This window comes from Azospirillum oleiclasticum (genome assembly GCF_013423485.1).
Lineage (GTDB): Bacteria > Pseudomonadota > Alphaproteobacteria > Azospirillales > Azospirillaceae > Azospirillum > Azospirillum oleiclasticum.
In genome coordinates, this window is the sequence record NZ_JABFFR010000025.1 from 179,300 (window position 1) to 195,068 (window position 15,769).

The 15,769-nt window shown below is 67.4% G+C and carries 12 protein-coding genes and 1 pseudogene; 10 read left to right on the plus strand and 3 right to left on the minus strand.

Features of this window, described 5'->3' with window-relative positions; translation table 11 throughout:
• Window positions 1–43: 43 nt before the first annotated feature.
• The gene (locus HL658_RS23690) at window positions 44–1,369 is read right to left on the minus strand and encodes an ABC transporter substrate-binding protein (protein ID WP_211109827.1); all 1,326 of its coding nucleotides are present in this window, start codon (window positions 1,367–1,369) and stop codon (window positions 44–46) included.
• Between the two features lie 819 nt (window positions 1,370–2,188).
• Here HL658_RS23690 and HL658_RS23695 point away from each other — a divergent pair.
• The 3 genes from HL658_RS23695 to HL658_RS23705 are packed head-to-tail and all read left to right on the plus strand — an operon-like array spanning window position 2,189 to window position 6,063.
• A complete protein-coding gene (locus tag HL658_RS23695; RefSeq protein WP_180284345.1) occupies window positions 2,189–3,250 on the plus strand; it encodes a sulfotransferase family protein in 1,062 nt (353 codons plus the stop codon).
• A gap of 32 nt (window positions 3,251–3,282) precedes the next feature.
• A complete protein-coding gene (locus tag HL658_RS23700; protein ID WP_180284346.1) occupies window positions 3,283–4,968 on the plus strand; it encodes a methyl-accepting chemotaxis protein in 1,686 nt (561 codons plus the stop codon).
• A 48-nt stretch (window positions 4,969–5,016) separates the two neighbouring features.
• A complete protein-coding gene (locus tag HL658_RS23705; protein WP_180284347.1) occupies window positions 5,017–6,063 on the plus strand; it encodes a methyltransferase domain-containing protein in 1,047 nt (348 codons plus the stop codon).
• Window positions 6,064–6,238: 175 nt separating this feature from the next.
• Here the strand turns inward: HL658_RS23705 and HL658_RS23710 are convergent, their stop codons facing one another.
• A complete protein-coding gene (locus tag HL658_RS23710) occupies window positions 6,239–7,450 on the minus strand; it encodes an ROK family transcriptional regulator (RefSeq protein ID WP_211109828.1) in 1,212 nt (403 codons plus the stop codon).
• A gap of 390 nt (window positions 7,451–7,840) precedes the next feature.
• Here HL658_RS23710 and HL658_RS23715 point away from each other — a divergent pair, with 390 nt between their 5' ends.
• The 6 genes from HL658_RS23715 to HL658_RS23740 all read left to right on the plus strand — a co-directional run bounded on the left by HL658_RS23715 (window position 7,841) and on the right by HL658_RS23740 (window position 14,475).
• Window positions 7,841–9,151: an ABC transporter substrate-binding protein gene (locus HL658_RS23715; protein ID WP_180284348.1), complete on the plus strand. Its 1,311-nt coding sequence runs from the start codon at window positions 7,841–7,843 to the stop codon at window positions 9,149–9,151.
• A 72-nt stretch (window positions 9,152–9,223) separates the two neighbouring features.
• Window positions 9,224–10,096 (plus strand): carbohydrate ABC transporter permease, encoded by an 873-nt coding sequence (locus HL658_RS23720; RefSeq protein WP_180284349.1) that lies wholly within the window; start codon window positions 9,224–9,226, stop codon window positions 10,094–10,096.
• A 3-nt stretch (window positions 10,097–10,099) separates the two neighbouring features.
• On the plus strand, window positions 10,100–10,930 hold the full coding sequence (locus HL658_RS23725; RefSeq protein WP_180284350.1) for a carbohydrate ABC transporter permease: 831 nt from the start codon (window positions 10,100–10,102) through the stop codon (window positions 10,928–10,930).
• 11 nt (window positions 10,931–10,941) lie between these two features.
• A complete protein-coding gene (locus HL658_RS23730) occupies window positions 10,942–12,009 on the plus strand; it encodes an ABC transporter ATP-binding protein (protein ID WP_180284351.1) in 1,068 nt (355 codons plus the stop codon).
• Complete coding sequence (locus tag HL658_RS23735; protein WP_180284352.1) at window positions 12,006–13,481, plus strand: mannitol dehydrogenase family protein; 1,476 nt, start codon at window positions 12,006–12,008, stop codon at window positions 13,479–13,481. Before HL658_RS23730 ends, HL658_RS23735 begins: the two co-directional genes overlap by 4 nt.
• A 16-nt stretch (window positions 13,482–13,497) precedes the next feature.
• Complete coding sequence (locus tag HL658_RS23740) at window positions 13,498–14,475, plus strand: PfkB family carbohydrate kinase (protein ID WP_180284353.1); 978 nt, start codon at window positions 13,498–13,500, stop codon at window positions 14,473–14,475.
• Window positions 14,476–14,515: 40 nt separating this feature from the next.
• Here the strand turns inward: HL658_RS23740 and HL658_RS38250 are convergent.
• Window positions 14,516–14,605 (minus strand): annotated as a pseudogene (locus HL658_RS38250) (hypothetical protein); the annotation flags it as partial.
• Window positions 14,606–14,853: 248 nt separating this feature from the next.
• On the opposite strand from HL658_RS38250, the gene HL658_RS23745 reads away from it, so the two are divergent.
• Window positions 14,854–15,762: a calcium-binding protein gene (locus HL658_RS23745; protein ID WP_180284354.1), complete on the plus strand. Its 909-nt coding sequence runs from the start codon at window positions 14,854–14,856 to the stop codon at window positions 15,760–15,762.
• The last annotated feature ends 7 nt before the right edge of the window (window positions 15,763–15,769 follow it).

Genomic DNA, 15,769 nt, shown 5'->3' on the forward strand with positions numbered 1-15,769 from the left:
CGACGGAGAACCCCCGGCCGGGTGTGCCGGGGGTGCGGGCCGGCTAGAGCTTGCCGTCATCCTTGAACACCTTGGTCCAGTCCCGGATCAGCAGGTCGAGCGCCTGCTGCGCCGTGCCCTGGCCGGCGATCACGTAGTCGTGCATCCGCTTCTGCATGTCGAGCAGCAGCGTGGCGTAGGACGGCTCGGCCCAGAAATCCTTCACCATCCCCATGGAGGTCAGGAAATCGGCGGCGAACGGCGCGCTGGCCGGGAAGCCGGGATCGTTCAGCACCGCCTTGTGGCAGGAGTAGCCGCCCAGCGACCACCATTTCTTCTGAACGTCCGGCTGGGCGAACCACTTGATGTACTGGAGCGCGTCGTCGCGCCGCTCGGAATAGGCGACGACCGAGATGCCCTGGCCGCCGAGCTGGGTCCCACGCTCCTTCTGCATCGGGTTGACGAAGAATCCGATCTTGTCGCCACCGACGTTGGGGTCCTTGTACAGGCCGGGGAAGAAGGCGAAGAAGTTCATCTGCATCGCCACCTGGCCCGACTTGAAGGCGTCCAGCCCCTCCTGCATGTAGGCGTTGGTCATGCCGGGAGCGGTGCAGCAATCGTAGAGCTGCTTGTAGAACTCCAGCCCCTTGACGGCGTCGGCGGAGTTGACGAAGCCCTGCATGCTGTAGGGCTTCTTGGGATCCTCGTACTTGAAGCCGAAGGCGTAGAGCGCGTTGGTGACGCCCATGGTGATGCCTTCGGAACCGCGCTCGGTGTAGATGTAGGCGCCGTAGACCTTGCGGCCGTCGATTTCCCGCCCCTGGAAGAAGGACGCGACCTCCTTCAGCTCGTCCCAGGTCTTGGGCGGCGCCAGTTCACGCCCCGCCTTCTGCTGGAACGCCGCCTTGATGTCGGGGCGGGAGAACCAGTCCTTGCGGTAGGTCCAGCCGATGGCGTCGCCCATCGCCGGCAGCGCCCAGTAATTGGGTGTGTTCTTCGGCCACTCGGAATAGCCGGTGACCGTCGCCGGCATGAAGTCCTCCATGCGGATGCCTTCACGCTGGAAGAAGTCGTTCAGCTTGACGTAGTGCCCGTTCTCCGCCGCGCCGCCGATCCACTGGCTGTCGCCGATGATCAGATCGCACAGCTTGCCCTTGGAGTTCAGCTCGTTGAGGAAGCGGTCGGCGTAGCTGGTCCAGGGCACGAACTCGAACTTCATGCCGATGCCGGACTTGGCCGTGAAGTCCTTCGACAGCTCGACCAGGGCGTTGGCCGGGTCCCACGCGGCCCAGCACAGCGTCAACTGCTTCGATTGCGCCATGGCCGGCTGGGCCGCCATCACGGTCAGGCCGCAGGCGGCCGCACAGATCAACGTCACCGGAGTTCGCACGCTTTCCTCCCCAGGAACGACCGCCACCAGTCGGAGGCGGCCATCCGCCCCCACGCGCCGGGTGCCGGAATGTTTAGTGATTTGCTTAGTGGAAAGGTTTTCACTTAACAGACCGCCTGTCAAGTCCGCTTAACGGATTGTTTGATGTTGGCGCATAATCCGGTTCCCAGGCCAAGCTCGCCCCATCCGGGTTGACGGTCAGGTGATCCGGGCCTCGGCCTTCTGTGCGGGGAGAGTTCTGGCACGCAGGCTGCGTCCGATGAGGACCGAGTTGGTCCCCGTTTCCCGGACAGTTTGGCGGCTGGAACAAGCTTGGCCCTGATCTCCGGAGCGCCGCCACTTTGATCCGATCCGGTGTGCCCTGGCAGGTCTCGTCCGGGGTGCGGGCGGACTTTCCGGAAACCGGGCCCAACTCACTGTTTCCGGGAAATTGGACACCGGCGACTTCCACACAACACGCTTTACCACTGGATTTCGCGCCAATGTCACGACTGTGAAAGTAATTCATTCATAAATAAGCCAGCAACGCTGAACCATACGGTAGTATGTAAGGTATTGTTATTAAAATGCAAGAAATCCAACTATGAAAACGACTGCGTTAGTGGGCGATGTTCACAATTTTTAAATATGTTCAAGCGTAATGATTATGCGAGATACAAAGGCGCAAGTATAAGGAATTTGGTCATTTCGCTAAAGTGGCCTCCTGGGCAGCGGTCGTTCGGCGACACCTGCGCCGGGGACATGGGCGACGCCAAAAGGAAAACTTGTCCGATTCGCCGATTCTGGCGGCAGATCACGTTCAATGGAGAAGAATGTCTCATGAGCATGGATCTTGCGCGTCTCACAAACCTTGAGCGGCTGATCACGCTTGTGCATCAGGGACACCGAGAACTCGATACCTGGCCGTTGGAATTGGACGGCGTCTTCCAGCGGCGCGCCATGAGGTCGGACGAGGCAATGCGGGAAACCGTCGCATGCTTGGCGGCTGGCTTCCGCAAGTTGCGTCCCGCCGAGTTTCCGGTTCTCTATTGCGGATGGGGCAAGGCCCGGGTCGGATCGACTGCTCTCAACAACCTGTTCGGCATGGCCGGGATTCCGTCCTATTACCAGCCGGTGAAGGCGCTGCTCCGGCAGGTGCTCGCCGACTCCGAGCGAACGCCGTGGGAACCTCCGGCGGCAGCGGTGCATTCTCATGTATTCACCAAGGAAACACAGGGTCCGTACTCCGTGGCGGAATGCCTGTTCATCCCCCTCCAAGCGCTGGTCGAAGCCGGCTATCCCGCCGACCGACTGCATCTTATCGTACTGGACCGGGACCCAGCCCGGTCACTGGCCTCCTGGCTGGCCAAGCTGGCGCATTTGGTGCCTGCCGAGGTGTTGCAGCGCCACTACGTGATCGCGGCGCTCAACGCGCGCCGCGTCAAGGCTTATGCCCGCAGCCACGGCATTCCGATGACCCACTACGTCTACGAAGCGAGCAAGGAGCCGGTTGACGCGGTGCGCGCCTTGTTCCGCCGCCTGGGATTGGCCGCGCGCTTCACCGAGGCGGCGGTGATGGACTGGAGGGAGCAAGGCACGCTCGCGCCGGACAAGTCCAGGATCCACTTCCCCAACGAACCGGCCATCTACCATGTGCCCGGCCTGCACGGTGCGGACACCGCCTATCGCTTCCGCAACGGCGGGACGACGCTGACCGACGAGCAGGCGGAGTTCCTCGTGCACAGCGGGGTCCCGGAACTCTATCGCGAGTCTGTACTTGCCTGCATCGACGATCTCGGATTCGACAACGCCACCGCCAAACGTCTGTTTGGTGTCGTTCGTGCCGCATCCGACGCCATCCGCAAGATGCCGGTCCTTGCCGCCGCGCCGACGCCGGCGTGATACCGCAACGCTTCATGGTAAGGAAACCATCCATGCTCAAGAAGATGCCGATCGCCCGTCGGCTCATGCTGTTCATGTCGATGCAGGTGTTCACACTGGCAGCGATCATCTGGTTCGGCCTGGCGACGCTGGACAGCAACCTGCTCGACGACCGCAAGGAAATGCTCAAGCAAGTCGTCCAGATCGGTCAGCAAACCATCAACTATTGGCACGAGAAGCAGAAATCCGGTGAGTTGAGTGAGGAGCAGGCCCAGAAGGGTGCGCGCGAGGAGCTGCGCCAGGTGCGGTTCGGCGACAAGAACTACTTCTTCATACAGCGTTACGACGGGACCACTCTGCTGCACGTCCAAAAGGATCTGGAAGGCAAGAACCGGATCAACGCAACGGACGTGGACGGCGTGCCGACCGTGCGCAGCCAGATCGAGGCGGCCCGCCAGGGCGGCGGCTACGTCTACTACCGCACAGCGCGCAACGGCACGCTGGGCGACCAGAGCAGGATGCTCAAGCTCTCCTACGTCCTCGGTTTCGAGCCGTGGCAGTGGGCGGTCGGCACCGGCATTCTGATCGACGACGTCGATGCCATCTTCTATGAGATGATGCGCTATTACGTCGGCATCGCCGTTTTCGTGCTCGGCATCGGCGCGATCCTGGCGTACGGCATCGGCAGGAGCATCACCCGCCAGCTGTCGATGATCACCGAGCGCATGGGCCGGCTGGCCGACGGCGATCTGTCCATCGACGTGCCGTTCCTCGGCGATGGCCACGAGATGGGCAAGCTCGCCCGCGCGCTCGAGTTCTTCAAGATCAACCGCCGCAAGGCGGACGAGCTGACCGCCGAGCAGCAGGCGGAACAGGCCGCCAAGCAGCACCGGCAGGCCACGCTGGAGAGCATGATCGCCGAGTTCCAGAAGCGGACGGAGGTCGCCATCGCCTCGGTGGTCCAAGCCTCGGAGCTGGTCCAGACGCACGCCGGCGGCTTGGCGGCCACCGCCACGCAGACGCTCAACCAGGTCGAGAGCCTGAACCAGGCGACGACGGAGACCTCCGGCAACGTGCAGACCGTGGCGGGCGCGGTCGAGGAGCTGTCCTCGGCCGTCAACGAGGTCAACCGGCAGATCGTCCAGTCCACCACGATCGCCCAGCGCGCGGTCGGCGAGGCGGACAGGACGAACGTCACCATGACCGGGTTGACCGACGTGGCGAACCGGATCGGCGCCATCGTCGAGGTGATCCACGGCATCGCCAGCCAGACCAACCTGCTGGCGCTGAACGCCACCATCGAGGCGGCGCGGGCCGGCGAGGCCGGCAAAGGCTTCGCCGTGGTCGCCTCCGAGGTCAAGGCACTGGCCAACCAGACCACGAAGGCGACCGAGGAGATCCAGGCACAGGTCGCCGGCATCCAGAGCGAGACCGCCCAGGCGGCCGGGGCCATCGTCGGGATCGGCGGCACCATCAACGAGATGCGGACGATCGTGACCGGCATTGCCTCGGCGATGGACCAGCAGGGTGCCACCACCCGCGAGATCGCCCGCAACATCAGCCAGGCCGCCGCCGGCACCAATGCGGTCGCCACCAACACCGCCGGCGTCGCCGAAGCGGCCGAAGCGACGGACGCCGCCGCGGCGGCTCTGCACCACGCCTCCGAGGACCTGCGGCGCGAGGCCACCACGCTGAGCCGCGAAATGTCCGCCTTCTTCGAACGGATGCGGGCGGCCTGACGCGGTTGCCCCCGGCCCGGAACCCGGCTTCACGAATGGAATTGGACGATGCGGTCACAGTCAGACGATAGCGCCGTTCCGAACCCGGACCCCGGCGACGGCGCTCCGCCGCCGGTGCGCCCTCCCGGCGACGTGGTGTTCTCCGCGGCGATGCACCTCCGGCTTCTCCTGCGCGTGGATCGCACGCAGAGCATCCGGCGGGCGTTGCAGGCGGCCGTGCGGCCCGGCGGCCGCGTCCTCGACGCCGGGTGCGGCTCCGGCCTGTTGTCCCTCCTGGCGCTGGCTGCCGGGGCGTCCGACGTGGTGGCGATCGATCGCGACAACATCGACCTGGCCCGTGCCCTGGCGCGCGAGAACGGTGTCGAGGGGCGCATCCGTTTCATCGAGGCGGACCTCAACACCCTCGACGCCCAGGCCGTGCCCGGGACGTTCGACTCCCTGCTGGCCTTCGTCTACACCAACCACCCGATCGTCGACGAACCGCGTTCGCGGACCGTCGCGTCGCTGCGGCGGCGGTTCGGCTCACCCTCCTGCGTCACCGTCCCGAACCGCGTGCGGTACTGGGCGGTGGCGTGCGAGTGGCCGCAGTTCGACGCTTTCACCGAGCTGGCCGACCTCCGCCACGCCGTGGCCGACATGGAGCACCGGTACTCCCTGAAGTTCGGGCCGCTGTTGGAGGCGGCGACGGGGGAAGTCTTCTTCAACGGCACCGGTCCACGGATCCATGGTGATCGCAAATGGATGCCGGGCTCCACCAACGGCGGCTATCGCCATGGGCGGGACGGCGGGCGCTTCCTCAGCGAGCGGACCGCGGTCGCCGAGATCCTCTACGACGGCGGTGGTGGCTTCGAGGGGCTTCCCGCACGGGTGGGGCTGACGGTCAGCAGCCCCGGCACAGTCACCGCGGTGATGTGGGGGCAGGAACTGTGGTTCGACGAGTTTCTGCTCTGGTCGTCGGAGACGTTCAGCCCGGCGGCGGAGGCGGTCGCCGCCCGCGCCGGCGAGCGCCTTGACCTGATCCTCGATGACCGCTGGCGCGCCACCAACCTCGTCACGCTGGCGCCGGCAGAATTGCCCCGGCAAGAACGTGAATAGGATAAGGATCATCGTCCGTCCACCTCGAGGCGAGTGTGGTATCGGCGACAGGGCCTGTGCGGGCACCGGGGTGGTGCCCTGATCAAGCGGCGCCTTGTGATGCGGCGTCAGCTTGCGCGGGCGCACGCATCCAAGGGGCATTCCCTTCAGTGCTTCCAGGCAACCTGAGAATGCCCTACACCCTGGCGGTGTCGGCCGGCCGTGCCGCCGTGCCGGACCGGACCAGCAGATCGGTGTCGGGGGAGAAGCGTGCCTTGAGCGGCAGCAGCGCCGCACCCAGCACGCGCGCCATCGGCCCGATCGAGCCGGCGGCCACGGTGGTGGGCGTGAGCCCCGACCGGTTGAACCCTTCCAGGGCCGCGGCCAGCCTTGCGGTGACGCGCTGTCGCCAGACCGGCGGCAGCAGGCCGTCGACCACGATCGCCTGGAAGTCGATGACGCTGAGAGCGGACACGACGGCGCGGGAGAGCTCGGCGGTCGCCGTTTCGGACCAAGCGTCGAAAATGGCGTTGGCCTCGTCGCCCTGACCGTCGGCCAGCGCGGTGGATGGCGCGAGGCCGGCCGCGGCCAGCGCCGCCTCGAGCAGGAAGATCGAGGCGCTGTGGATCAGTTGTGCGGGCGGTCCGCCGTCCAACCTCCGGCCGGTCGGCATGGAGCCGATGGCGCCTGCGTTGCGCTGTTCCCCCTGGTAGAGCCGACCGTCGAGCACCACCCCGCCGCCAACGAAGGTGCCGAGATAGATGTAGAGGGCGCTGCGCGTCGTGATCGCGTTCCCCGCGATCATCTCCGCGGCGCAGGCGGCCGACGCGTCGTTGTACAGCGACACCGGAAGACCCGTCGCCCGTTCCAGGGCGCCGGCCACATCGGCGGTCCGCCATCCGTCGAGCGCGCCCACGGGAAGGTCGAGCTCGGTCGCCCAGGCGTGGATCTCGTCGGGCATCGCCACGCCGAGACCGACCACGCGCTCGCGCGCCGCCGCCGGAAGATGCCCGAGCAGGCCCGTGGCCTGCGCGATCGCCGTCGCCATCGCCGGCTCGGGCAGGGGCGCCTCGTACCGCACCCGGCTCGCCCCCAGCTCCTTGCCCAGGAGGTCGACCAGAAGCGCCTCGACGCTCCGCCGTCCGATCTTGATGCCCAGGGAAAAGGCGCCGTCCGGGTTGGGGGCGATCGGAGTCGACGGTTGTCCGATCTGCCCGCGCACCTTGTCGCGCTTGATCAGAAGGCCGCCCTCGATGAGCCGGTTGACGATCACCGACGCGGCCTGACCGCTGAGGCCGGTCTCCCGCGCGATGTCCGCCTTCGACGGCCACCGCTCCGCCTGCAGCACCGCATGCATGACCAGACGCTCGTTGTAGGCGCGAAGCCCGGTGGTGTCGCCGCCCCGCATGCTTCCGCCGCCTCCCGGATGTCCAACGCGGACCCATCGCGTCTATAGCAGATTGGAAGTAACAAAACCAAAGTGATTTATCGGGCGGAGATCCCAGGGATTCGGGATGGTCGTTGAGAGAGAACGGTGCGATTTCAGGGCGGAGAGCCGATCAGTGCGCCCGCCACGGGCATAAAACGCCGGTCGAGCCGGCCAATATGGAAAGCAATATGATTTAATCGTTGCGCGAAGCATTTTGCGGCGTGTATAGTCGCCGCATCGGCTTCAACCGGATTGTGGGGTGGCCCCGGACAACGGGGGCCGCGCCTTGGCGCTCCCCGCGAGGGCGGACGCGCCGGCGATGCCAAGCCCCCATCGGGCCAACGACAAAGGACAAGCGGGAGGATAACGATGAGAAGCGCGCTTTCCCTGACCGGCGCGGCGGTGGCCGCGCTCCTCGGCACGTCCGTGCACGCCGAGACGATCTCCATCGCCACGGTCAACAACGGCGACATGATCCGCATGCAGAAGCTGGCGGGCCACTTCACCGCCGCGCATCCGGACATCACGCTGAACTGGGTGACGCTCGAGGAAAACGTGCTGCGCCAGCGCGTGACGACCGACATCGCCACCAAGGGCGGCCAGTACGACGTGATGACGATCGGCACCTACGAGGTGCCGATCTGGGGCGCCAAGAAATGGCTGCTCTCCCTTGACAAGCTGGGGCCGACCTATGACGCCGACGATCTGCTGCCGTCGATCCGCAGCGGGCTGACCATCGACGGCACGCTCTACGCGGCGCCCTTCTACGGCGAAAGTTCGATGGTGATGTACCGCAAGGACCTCTTCGAGAAGGCCGGGCTGACCATGCCGGAGGCGCCGAGCTGGTCCTTCATCGCCGACGCCGCGCGCAAGATCACCGACAAGAGCAAGGAGATCTATGGCATCTGCCTGCGCGGCAAGGCGGGCTGGGGCGAGAACATGGCCTTCCTGTCGGCCATGGCCAATTCCTACGGCGCGCGCTGGTTCGACATGGGCTGGAAGCCGCAGTTCAACACCGACCCCTGGAAGCAGACGATCACCACCTATCTCGGGCTGATGAAGGACGCCGGCCCACCGGGTGCCTCGTCCAACGGCTTCAACGAGAACCTCGCGCTGTTCCAGACCGGCAAGTGCGGCATGTGGATCGACGCCACCGTCGCCGCCTCCTTCGTCACCAACCCGGCCGAGAGCAAGGTGGCCGACAAGGTCGGCTTCGCGCTCGCTCCCGACAACGGGCTCGGCAAGCGGTCCAACTGGCTGTGGGCGTGGACGCTGGCGGTGCCCGCCGGCAGCAAGAAAGCCGAAGCCGCCAAGACCTTCATCGCCTGGGCGACCTCCAAGGAGTACATCGCGCTGGTCGCCAAGGAGGAGGGCTGGGCCAACGTGCCGCCCGGCACCCGCAGCTCGCTCTACGCGAATCCGCAGTACCAGCAGGCGGCCCCCTTCGCCCAGATGACGCTGAAGTCGATCCAGGCGGCCGATCCCAAGCATCCGACGGTCGAGGAGGTGCCGTACACCGGCGTCCAGTATGCGGCGATCCCGGAGTTCCAGGGCATCGGTACCGCCGTCGGGCAGGTCTTCTCGGCTGCGCTGGCTGGCCAGATGACGGCGGAGCAGGCGCTCCAGAGCGCGCAGGCCCTGACCACCCGCGAAATGACGAAGGCCGGCTACATCAAGTAGCCGGCGGGGCGCCGGCCCCGTTCCATCGACGTGCCCGGCGCCCAGATCGCAACCTCCGTCAAGGGTCGAGCCATGGCCACCGCCCACTCGCGCGCCGCCGCGCGGCTGACGATGGCACCCGCCGTCGTGCTGCTGCTCGGCTGGATGCTGATCCCGCTGTCGATGACCCTCTACTTCTCGTTCCAGCGCTACAACCTGCTGATGCCGGGCGACGAGGCGTGGATCGGGTTCCTGAACTACGAATACTTCCTGACCGATCCCGCCTTCTTCGCCGCGCTGTGGAACACGCTGCTGCTGGTCGGGGGGGTGCTGGTCATCACCATCGCCGGCGGCACCGCGCTGGCGCTCCTGCTCGACCAGCCCTTCTGGGGGCGGGGCGTGGTCCGGCTGCTGGTGATCGCGCCGTTCTTCGTCATGCCGACCGTCTCGGCGCTGGTGTGGAAGAACATGTTCATGAACCCGGTCAACGGCCTGTTCGCCAGCCTGGCCAAGGGGCTGGGGCTGCCGCCCGTCGATTTCCTGGCTCAGATCCCGCTCGCCTCGATCATCGTGATCGTGGCGTGGCAGTGGCTGCCCTTCGCCACGCTGATCCTGCTGACCGCGCTGCAGTCGCTGGACAGCGAGCGGCTGGAAGCGGCGGAGATGGACGGGGCCGGGCCCCTCGACCGCTTCATCCACATCATCCTGCCGCATCTGGCCCGGGCGATGACGGTGGTGACGCTGATCCAGACCATCTTCCTGCTGTCGGTCTTCGCCGAAATCCTGGTGACCACCAACGGCGGGCCGGGCACCGCGACCACCAACATCACCTTCCTGGTCTATGCCCAGTCGCTGCTGCAGTTCGATGTCGGCGGCGGCTCCGCGGGCGGCATCGTCGCCGTCATCCTCGCCAACCTCGTCGCCATCTTCCTGATGAGGATGATCGGCCGGAACCTGGACATCTGAGCCATGGCGCGCGCCGTATCCACCCGCCGCAAGCTGGTCGTCACCGTCGTCGCCTGGACGGTCGGGCTGCTGATCTTCTTCCCGATCCTGTGGACGGCGCTCACCAGCTTCAAGACCGAAGCGGAGGCCATCGCCTCCCCGCCGTCCTTCCTCGCCTTCGACTGGACGCTCGCGAATTACGCCGAGGTGCAGTCGCGCTCGGACTATTTCCGGCACTTCCTCAACTCGGTCATCATCTCCGTGGGCTCCACCCTGATCGGCCTTCTGGTGGCGGTCCCCGCCGCCTGGTCCATGGCCTTCGTCCCCGGACGGCGGACCAAGGACGTGCTGATGTGGATGCTGTCCACCAAGATGCTGCCGCCGGTGGGCGTGCTGATCCCGATCTACCTGCTGTTCCGCGACGCCGGGCTGCTCGACAGCCGGATCGGGCTGGTGATCGTGCTGACGCTGATCAACCTGCCGATCATCGTGTGGATGCTGTTCACCTATTTCCGCGAGATCCCGGCCGAGATCCTGGAGGCCGCCCGCATGGACGGGGCCGATTTCAAGTCCGAGATCCTGCACGTGCTGCTGCCGATGGCGGTGCCCGGCATCGCCTCGACGCTGCTGCTCAACGTCATCCTGGCCTGGAACGAGGCGTTCTGGACGCTGAACCTGTCGGCGTCGCAGTCGGCCCCGCTCACCGCCTTCATCGCCGGCTATTCGAGCCCGGAGGGGCTGTTCTACGCGAAACTCTCGGCGGCCTCGACCATGGCCGTGGCGCCGATCCTGATCCTCGGATGGTTCAGCCAGAAGCAGCTCGTCCGCGGGCTGACCTTCGGCGCCGTGAAATAGGGAGACCCCGCATGGGTGAGATCGTCCTGAAAGGGGTGACGAAGTCGTTCGGCGCGGTGTCCGTCATCCCGCCGCTCGACCTGACCATCGCCAACGGCGAGTTCGTGGTGTTCGTCGGCCCGTCCGGCTGCGGCAAGTCCACGCTGCTCCGCCTGATCGCCGGGCTGGAGGACGTGTCCTCCGGCGTGATCGAGATCGACGGGAAGGACGCCACCGCCATCCCGCCGGCCCACCGCGGGCTGGCCATGGTGTTCCAGTCCTACGCCCTCTACCCGCACATGACCGTGCGCAACAACATCGCCTTTCCGCTCAAGATGGCGCGCCTCGACAAGGCGACCATCGACCGCAAGGTGGAGGCGGCGGCCGGGGTGCTGAACCTGACCCCCTATCTCGATCGCCGGCCGGGGCAGCTCTCCGGCGGGCAGCGGCAGCGGGTGGCGATCGGGCGGGCCATCGTGCGGGAGCCGGCGGCCTTCCTGTTCGACGAGCCGCTGTCCAACCTGGACGCTGCGCTGCGCGTGAACATGCGCATCGAGATCTCCGAACTGCACAGCAGCCTCGCGACCACGATGATCTACGTGACCCACGACCAGGTGGAGGCCATGACGATGGCCGACAAGATCGTGGTGCTCAACGCCGGGCGCATCGAACAGGTCGGCTCGCCGCTCGAACTCTACTCACGACCGCGCAACCGCTTCGTCGCCGGCTTCATCGGGTCGCCACGGATGAATTTCATCGACGGCACGGCGGCGGGCGAGGACGGGGCCGCGACCATCGGCGTCCGGCCCGAGCATCTGGCCCTGTCCACCACGGGCGGCCGCTGGTGCGGGACGGTCACCGTGTCGGAGCATCTGGGCTCCGACACCTTCGTCTATGTCCAGGCCGACGGGGTGGGAACGCTGGTGGCGCGGGCCGGCGGGGAGTTCCCGGTGCATCACGGCGACCGGGTGTGGCTGACGCCGCAGCCGGGCAAGCTGCACCGCTTCGACGCGGAGGGGATGGCGATCGCCGGCACCGGCCAGGATCGCGCCGGTGCCGCGGCGGCCGTCGGAGCAAGCAACCCCAGGGGATCGGAATGACCACGCAACTGTCGGCCGGCGCGCTGCCGGCCATCGCCGCCACGGCGTCGGTGCCCGGCTACGACCGCGCGGGCCTCACCGCCGGCATCCTGCATTTCGGTGTCGGCAACTTCCATCGCGCGCACCAGGCGGTCTATCTGGACACCCTGTTCGACCGGGGGCGGGATCACGACTGGGCGATCCTCGGCGCCGGGGTCATGCCCTCGGACGCGCGCATGCGCGACGCGCTGGAGGCGCAGGACTGGCTGACCACCGTCGTCGAGCAGTCGGCCGGCGAAAGCCGCGCCCGCGTCACCGGCGCCATGGTCGGGATGCTGCCGGTGGGGGACGCCGACGCCATCATCGGCCGGCTGGCCGATCCGGCGATCCGCATCGTGTCGCTGACCGTCACCGAGGGCGGCTACTTCATCGACGCGGCCGGCCGCTTCGACCCCGAACACCCCGCCATCCGGGCCGACGCGGCGGCGCCCGACCGGCCGGCGACCATCTTCGGGCTGATCCTGGCCGGGCTTGCCCGGCGCCGCGCGGCGGGGGTGGCGCCCTTCACCGTCATGTCCTGCGACAACATCCCCCACAACGGCGTCGTCACCCGCAACACGGTGACGGGGCTCGCCCGGCTGTCGGATCCCGGGTTGGCCGACTGGATCGCGACCGCCGTCGCCTTCCCCAACGGCATGGTGGACCGCATCACGCCGGCGACCGGTCCCCATGAGCGCGAGACGCTGGCCCGCGACTTCGCCATCCGCGATGCGGCCCCGGTGTTCTGCGAGGACTACACGCAGTGGGTGCTGGAGGACCGCTTCGTCGCGGGCCGCCCGCGGTTGGAGGAGGTGGGCGTCCAGTTCGTGCCGGACGTGACCCCGTTCGAGACGATGAAGATCCGCATCCTCAACGGCGGCCACGCGCTGATCGCCTACCCGGCCGGTCTTCTCGGCGTCGAGTTCGCGCACGAGGCCATGGAAACCCCGCTCATCCGCCGCTTCCTTGAGAGGGTGGAGCGCCAGGAGATCATCCCGACGGTGCCGCCGGTGCCGGACACCGACCTTGGCGCCTATTTCGACGTGATCCAGCGGCGCTTCGCCAACCCCAAGATCAAGGACACCATCCGCCGCCTCTGCCTGGACGGCTCCAACCGGCAGCCGAAATTCATCGTGCCGACCCTGGCCGCCCGGTTGACGGCGGGCGCTTCCATCGACGGCTTGGCGCTCGGCTCCGCCCTGTGGTGCCGCTACTGCTTCGGTGAGACCGATAACGGCCGCCCGATCGCGCCCAACGATCCCAACTGGGACCGGCTCACCGCGACGGCCCGGCAGGCCCGCGCCGAGCCGGGCGTGTGGCTCGACATGACCGAAGTGTACGGGGAGGTCGGGCGGGCGGAGCCCTTCCGTGACCGGTTCGCCCACGCGCTCCGCGCCTTGTGGACCGACGGCACCGCGGCGGTGCTGGCCCGCTACACCGACGGCGCGCTCTGACGGGGACGGCATGGACATGACCAGTCGGCAATCCGGTGGCGACGCGTTCGACGCCCTGTGCATGGGGGAGGTGCTGATCGATTTCATGCCGATCCGCCCCGGCGCGCCCGCGGGCGGCATCGGCGCCTTCACTCCGGCGGCGGGTGGTGCCCCCGCGAACGTGGCGGCGGGGCTGGCGCGGCTCGGCGTCCGGAGCGCCTTTCTGGGGCGCACCGGGGCCGACGGGTTCGGCCGGTTCCTGGCGGGGGCATTGGCCGGTTGCGGGGTCGATGTCGGGCGGCTGCGGCTGGTGCCCGGTGCGCGGACCCCGGTCGCCTTCGTCTCGCTCGACAACGCGGGCGAGCGCGAGTTCCTGTTCTATGGGGAGCCGATGACGGGCTTCGGGCCCGGCGACCTCGACCTCCCGGCCGTGGAGGGCAGCCGCCTGCTGCATGTCGGCTCGATCGGCCTGATCGACCCGTCGGCGCGCGAGGCCACCCTGCTGGCGGTCGAGGCGGCACGCCGCCACGGGCGCATCGTCTCCTTCGACGCCAACCTGCGCCCGGCCCTGTGGCCGGACCTGGAGACGGCGCGCCGCATGATCCGGCGCGCCGCGGGTCTCGCCACCGTGGTCAAGCTCAGCGACGAGGAGCTGGTCTTCGTCACCGGTTCGGCGGTGCCGGATGACGGCGGGCGATCCCTGTGGCACGACGATCTGCGGCTTCTGGTGGTGACGCACGGGCGCAACGGCTGCACCTTCCTGACGCGTGACGCCTGCGAGCATGTGCCGGGCGTCGCCGTTCCGACCGTCGACACGACCGGTGCCGGCGACGCCTTCATGGCCGCCCTTCTCGCCGGCATGCTGGAGACGCCGGATTTTTCCTGCACCGCCGAGCGCGTGCGCCCGGTCTGCCGCTTCGCCAACGCGGCCGGCGCCTTGTCCACGACGGCCGCCGGGGCCATCCCGGCCCTGCCGGATCGCGACGCCGTGCTGCGCTTGCTGGGCGACGGCTGACCTTCCGGTGGACCGTCGAGCGGTGCCGGCCCAACCGACGGGCGATCGCCGCCACCGGAATACCGGCCGCCACCACTTCCTGGTTCAGCCGCCGCTCGACCATGTCGATGGGAGAATACTGCGTGCCCATGCAACCCTCGCGGCGTAAGCCACTGAAATCAATAGAGAGTCACACTTCGAATTTGAATCCACCCCCCCTACAGAAGAAAATCACTTATTTAGAGTTATGGTACAATTCGTCGTTTGGAGAAGGGCGGCCGCCGGTGATTATCTCTTCCGGCAGACGTTCCTATGCGGGGCATCCGCTGGCGTGAATGCTTTGGTGGAGTGGTTCCCGAGCGGCGCAGCCGACGCCGTATTCCCGGGGGAACCGACACCATGCCCACCTATCGCCTCGGTCGTGGGGACGACCGGTTCGTGTCGTCCGACACGCCGGACTGGTCCGACAACTCCGCGGTGTACGCCGGTTCCGGGGACGACGAACTGGTGATCGCCGGAGGCAATTCCGTCCGCCTCTTCGGCGGCACCGGCGACGATACGGTCCTGTTCGACCAGTTCCGGGAATCCACCGCCTGCGGCGGGGCCGGTGACGACGTCATGTCGGGAATCGCATTCGATTCAACAGTGAAGGGCGGATCGGGAGACGACGACCTCGCCGCCTTCGGCAGCGGCAACACCCTGTCGGGCGGCACCGGTGACGACACGCTGACCATCGGCGGCCAGAGGATCAGCGAAGGCCGGGTGCACGGCGGCGCCGGCGACGACCTGCTGCGTGGCGGCGGTTTCCGCGACAACCGGTTCGACGGCGGGGCCGGCGACGACCGTTTCGAGACCTTCAGCGCCGGCGTTTCGGTGTTCGGCGATGTCGCCACCGGCAACCTGATCACCGGCGGCCGGGGCCACGACAGCTTCTCCGTCAGCAACCGCAACCGCGCCACGGTCCAGGACGACACCAACGGGCGGCTGGACCCCGGCGAGGTGGTGCGGAGCGTCATGGACGTCATCACCGACTACCGCACCGGGGAAGAGCTGGAGTTCGGGGCCACCGAACTGGTGACCGACGTGACGCTGGCCCCCGACGTCCCGCCCGGCACCAGCGTGGTGCAACTCGCCGCCGGCGACTTCGCGATCAATCGGGGCGATTACCTGGGCGACGGGTCGTTCCGGCTCGACGCGCGCGGTGATGACACGCTGATCCTCTACCATCAGGCCGGTGACGACAGCCCCTTCACCGGGAGCCTCGTGCTGCTCGACGTGACCCGAACGGACTGGATCGCGGTGGGCTGACGGTGGA

Excerpts from the sequence above, each read along its gene's own strand:
- HL658_RS23735 (WP_180284352.1), top strand. The coding sequence starts at position 12,006 with ATGACCACGCAACTGTCGGCCGGCGCGCTGCCGGCCATCGCCGCCACG.
- HL658_RS23730 (WP_180284351.1), top strand. The coding sequence starts at position 10,942 with ATGGGTGAGATCGTCCTGAAAGGGGTGACGAAGTCGTTCGGCGCGGTG.
- HL658_RS23710 (WP_211109828.1), bottom strand. The coding sequence starts at position 7,450 with ATGCGGGGCGGCGACACCACCGGGCTTCGCGCCTACAACGAGCGTCTG.
- HL658_RS23745 (WP_180284354.1), top strand. The coding sequence starts at position 14,854 with ATGCCCACCTATCGCCTCGGTCGTGGGGACGACCGGTTCGTGTCGTCC.
- HL658_RS23700 (WP_180284346.1), top strand. The coding sequence starts at position 3,283 with ATGCTCAAGAAGATGCCGATCGCCCGTCGGCTCATGCTGTTCATGTCG.
- HL658_RS23705 (WP_180284347.1), top strand. The coding sequence starts at position 5,017 with ATGCGGTCACAGTCAGACGATAGCGCCGTTCCGAACCCGGACCCCGGC.
- HL658_RS23715 (WP_180284348.1), top strand. The coding sequence starts at position 7,841 with ATGAGAAGCGCGCTTTCCCTGACCGGCGCGGCGGTGGCCGCGCTCCTC.
- HL658_RS23725 (WP_180284350.1), top strand. The coding sequence starts at position 10,100 with ATGGCGCGCGCCGTATCCACCCGCCGCAAGCTGGTCGTCACCGTCGTC.
- HL658_RS23695 (WP_180284345.1), top strand. The coding sequence starts at position 2,189 with ATGAGCATGGATCTTGCGCGTCTCACAAACCTTGAGCGGCTGATCACG.
- HL658_RS23740 (WP_180284353.1), top strand. The coding sequence starts at position 13,498 with ATGACCAGTCGGCAATCCGGTGGCGACGCGTTCGACGCCCTGTGCATG.
- HL658_RS23720 (WP_180284349.1), top strand. The coding sequence starts at position 9,224 with ATGGCCACCGCCCACTCGCGCGCCGCCGCGCGGCTGACGATGGCACCC.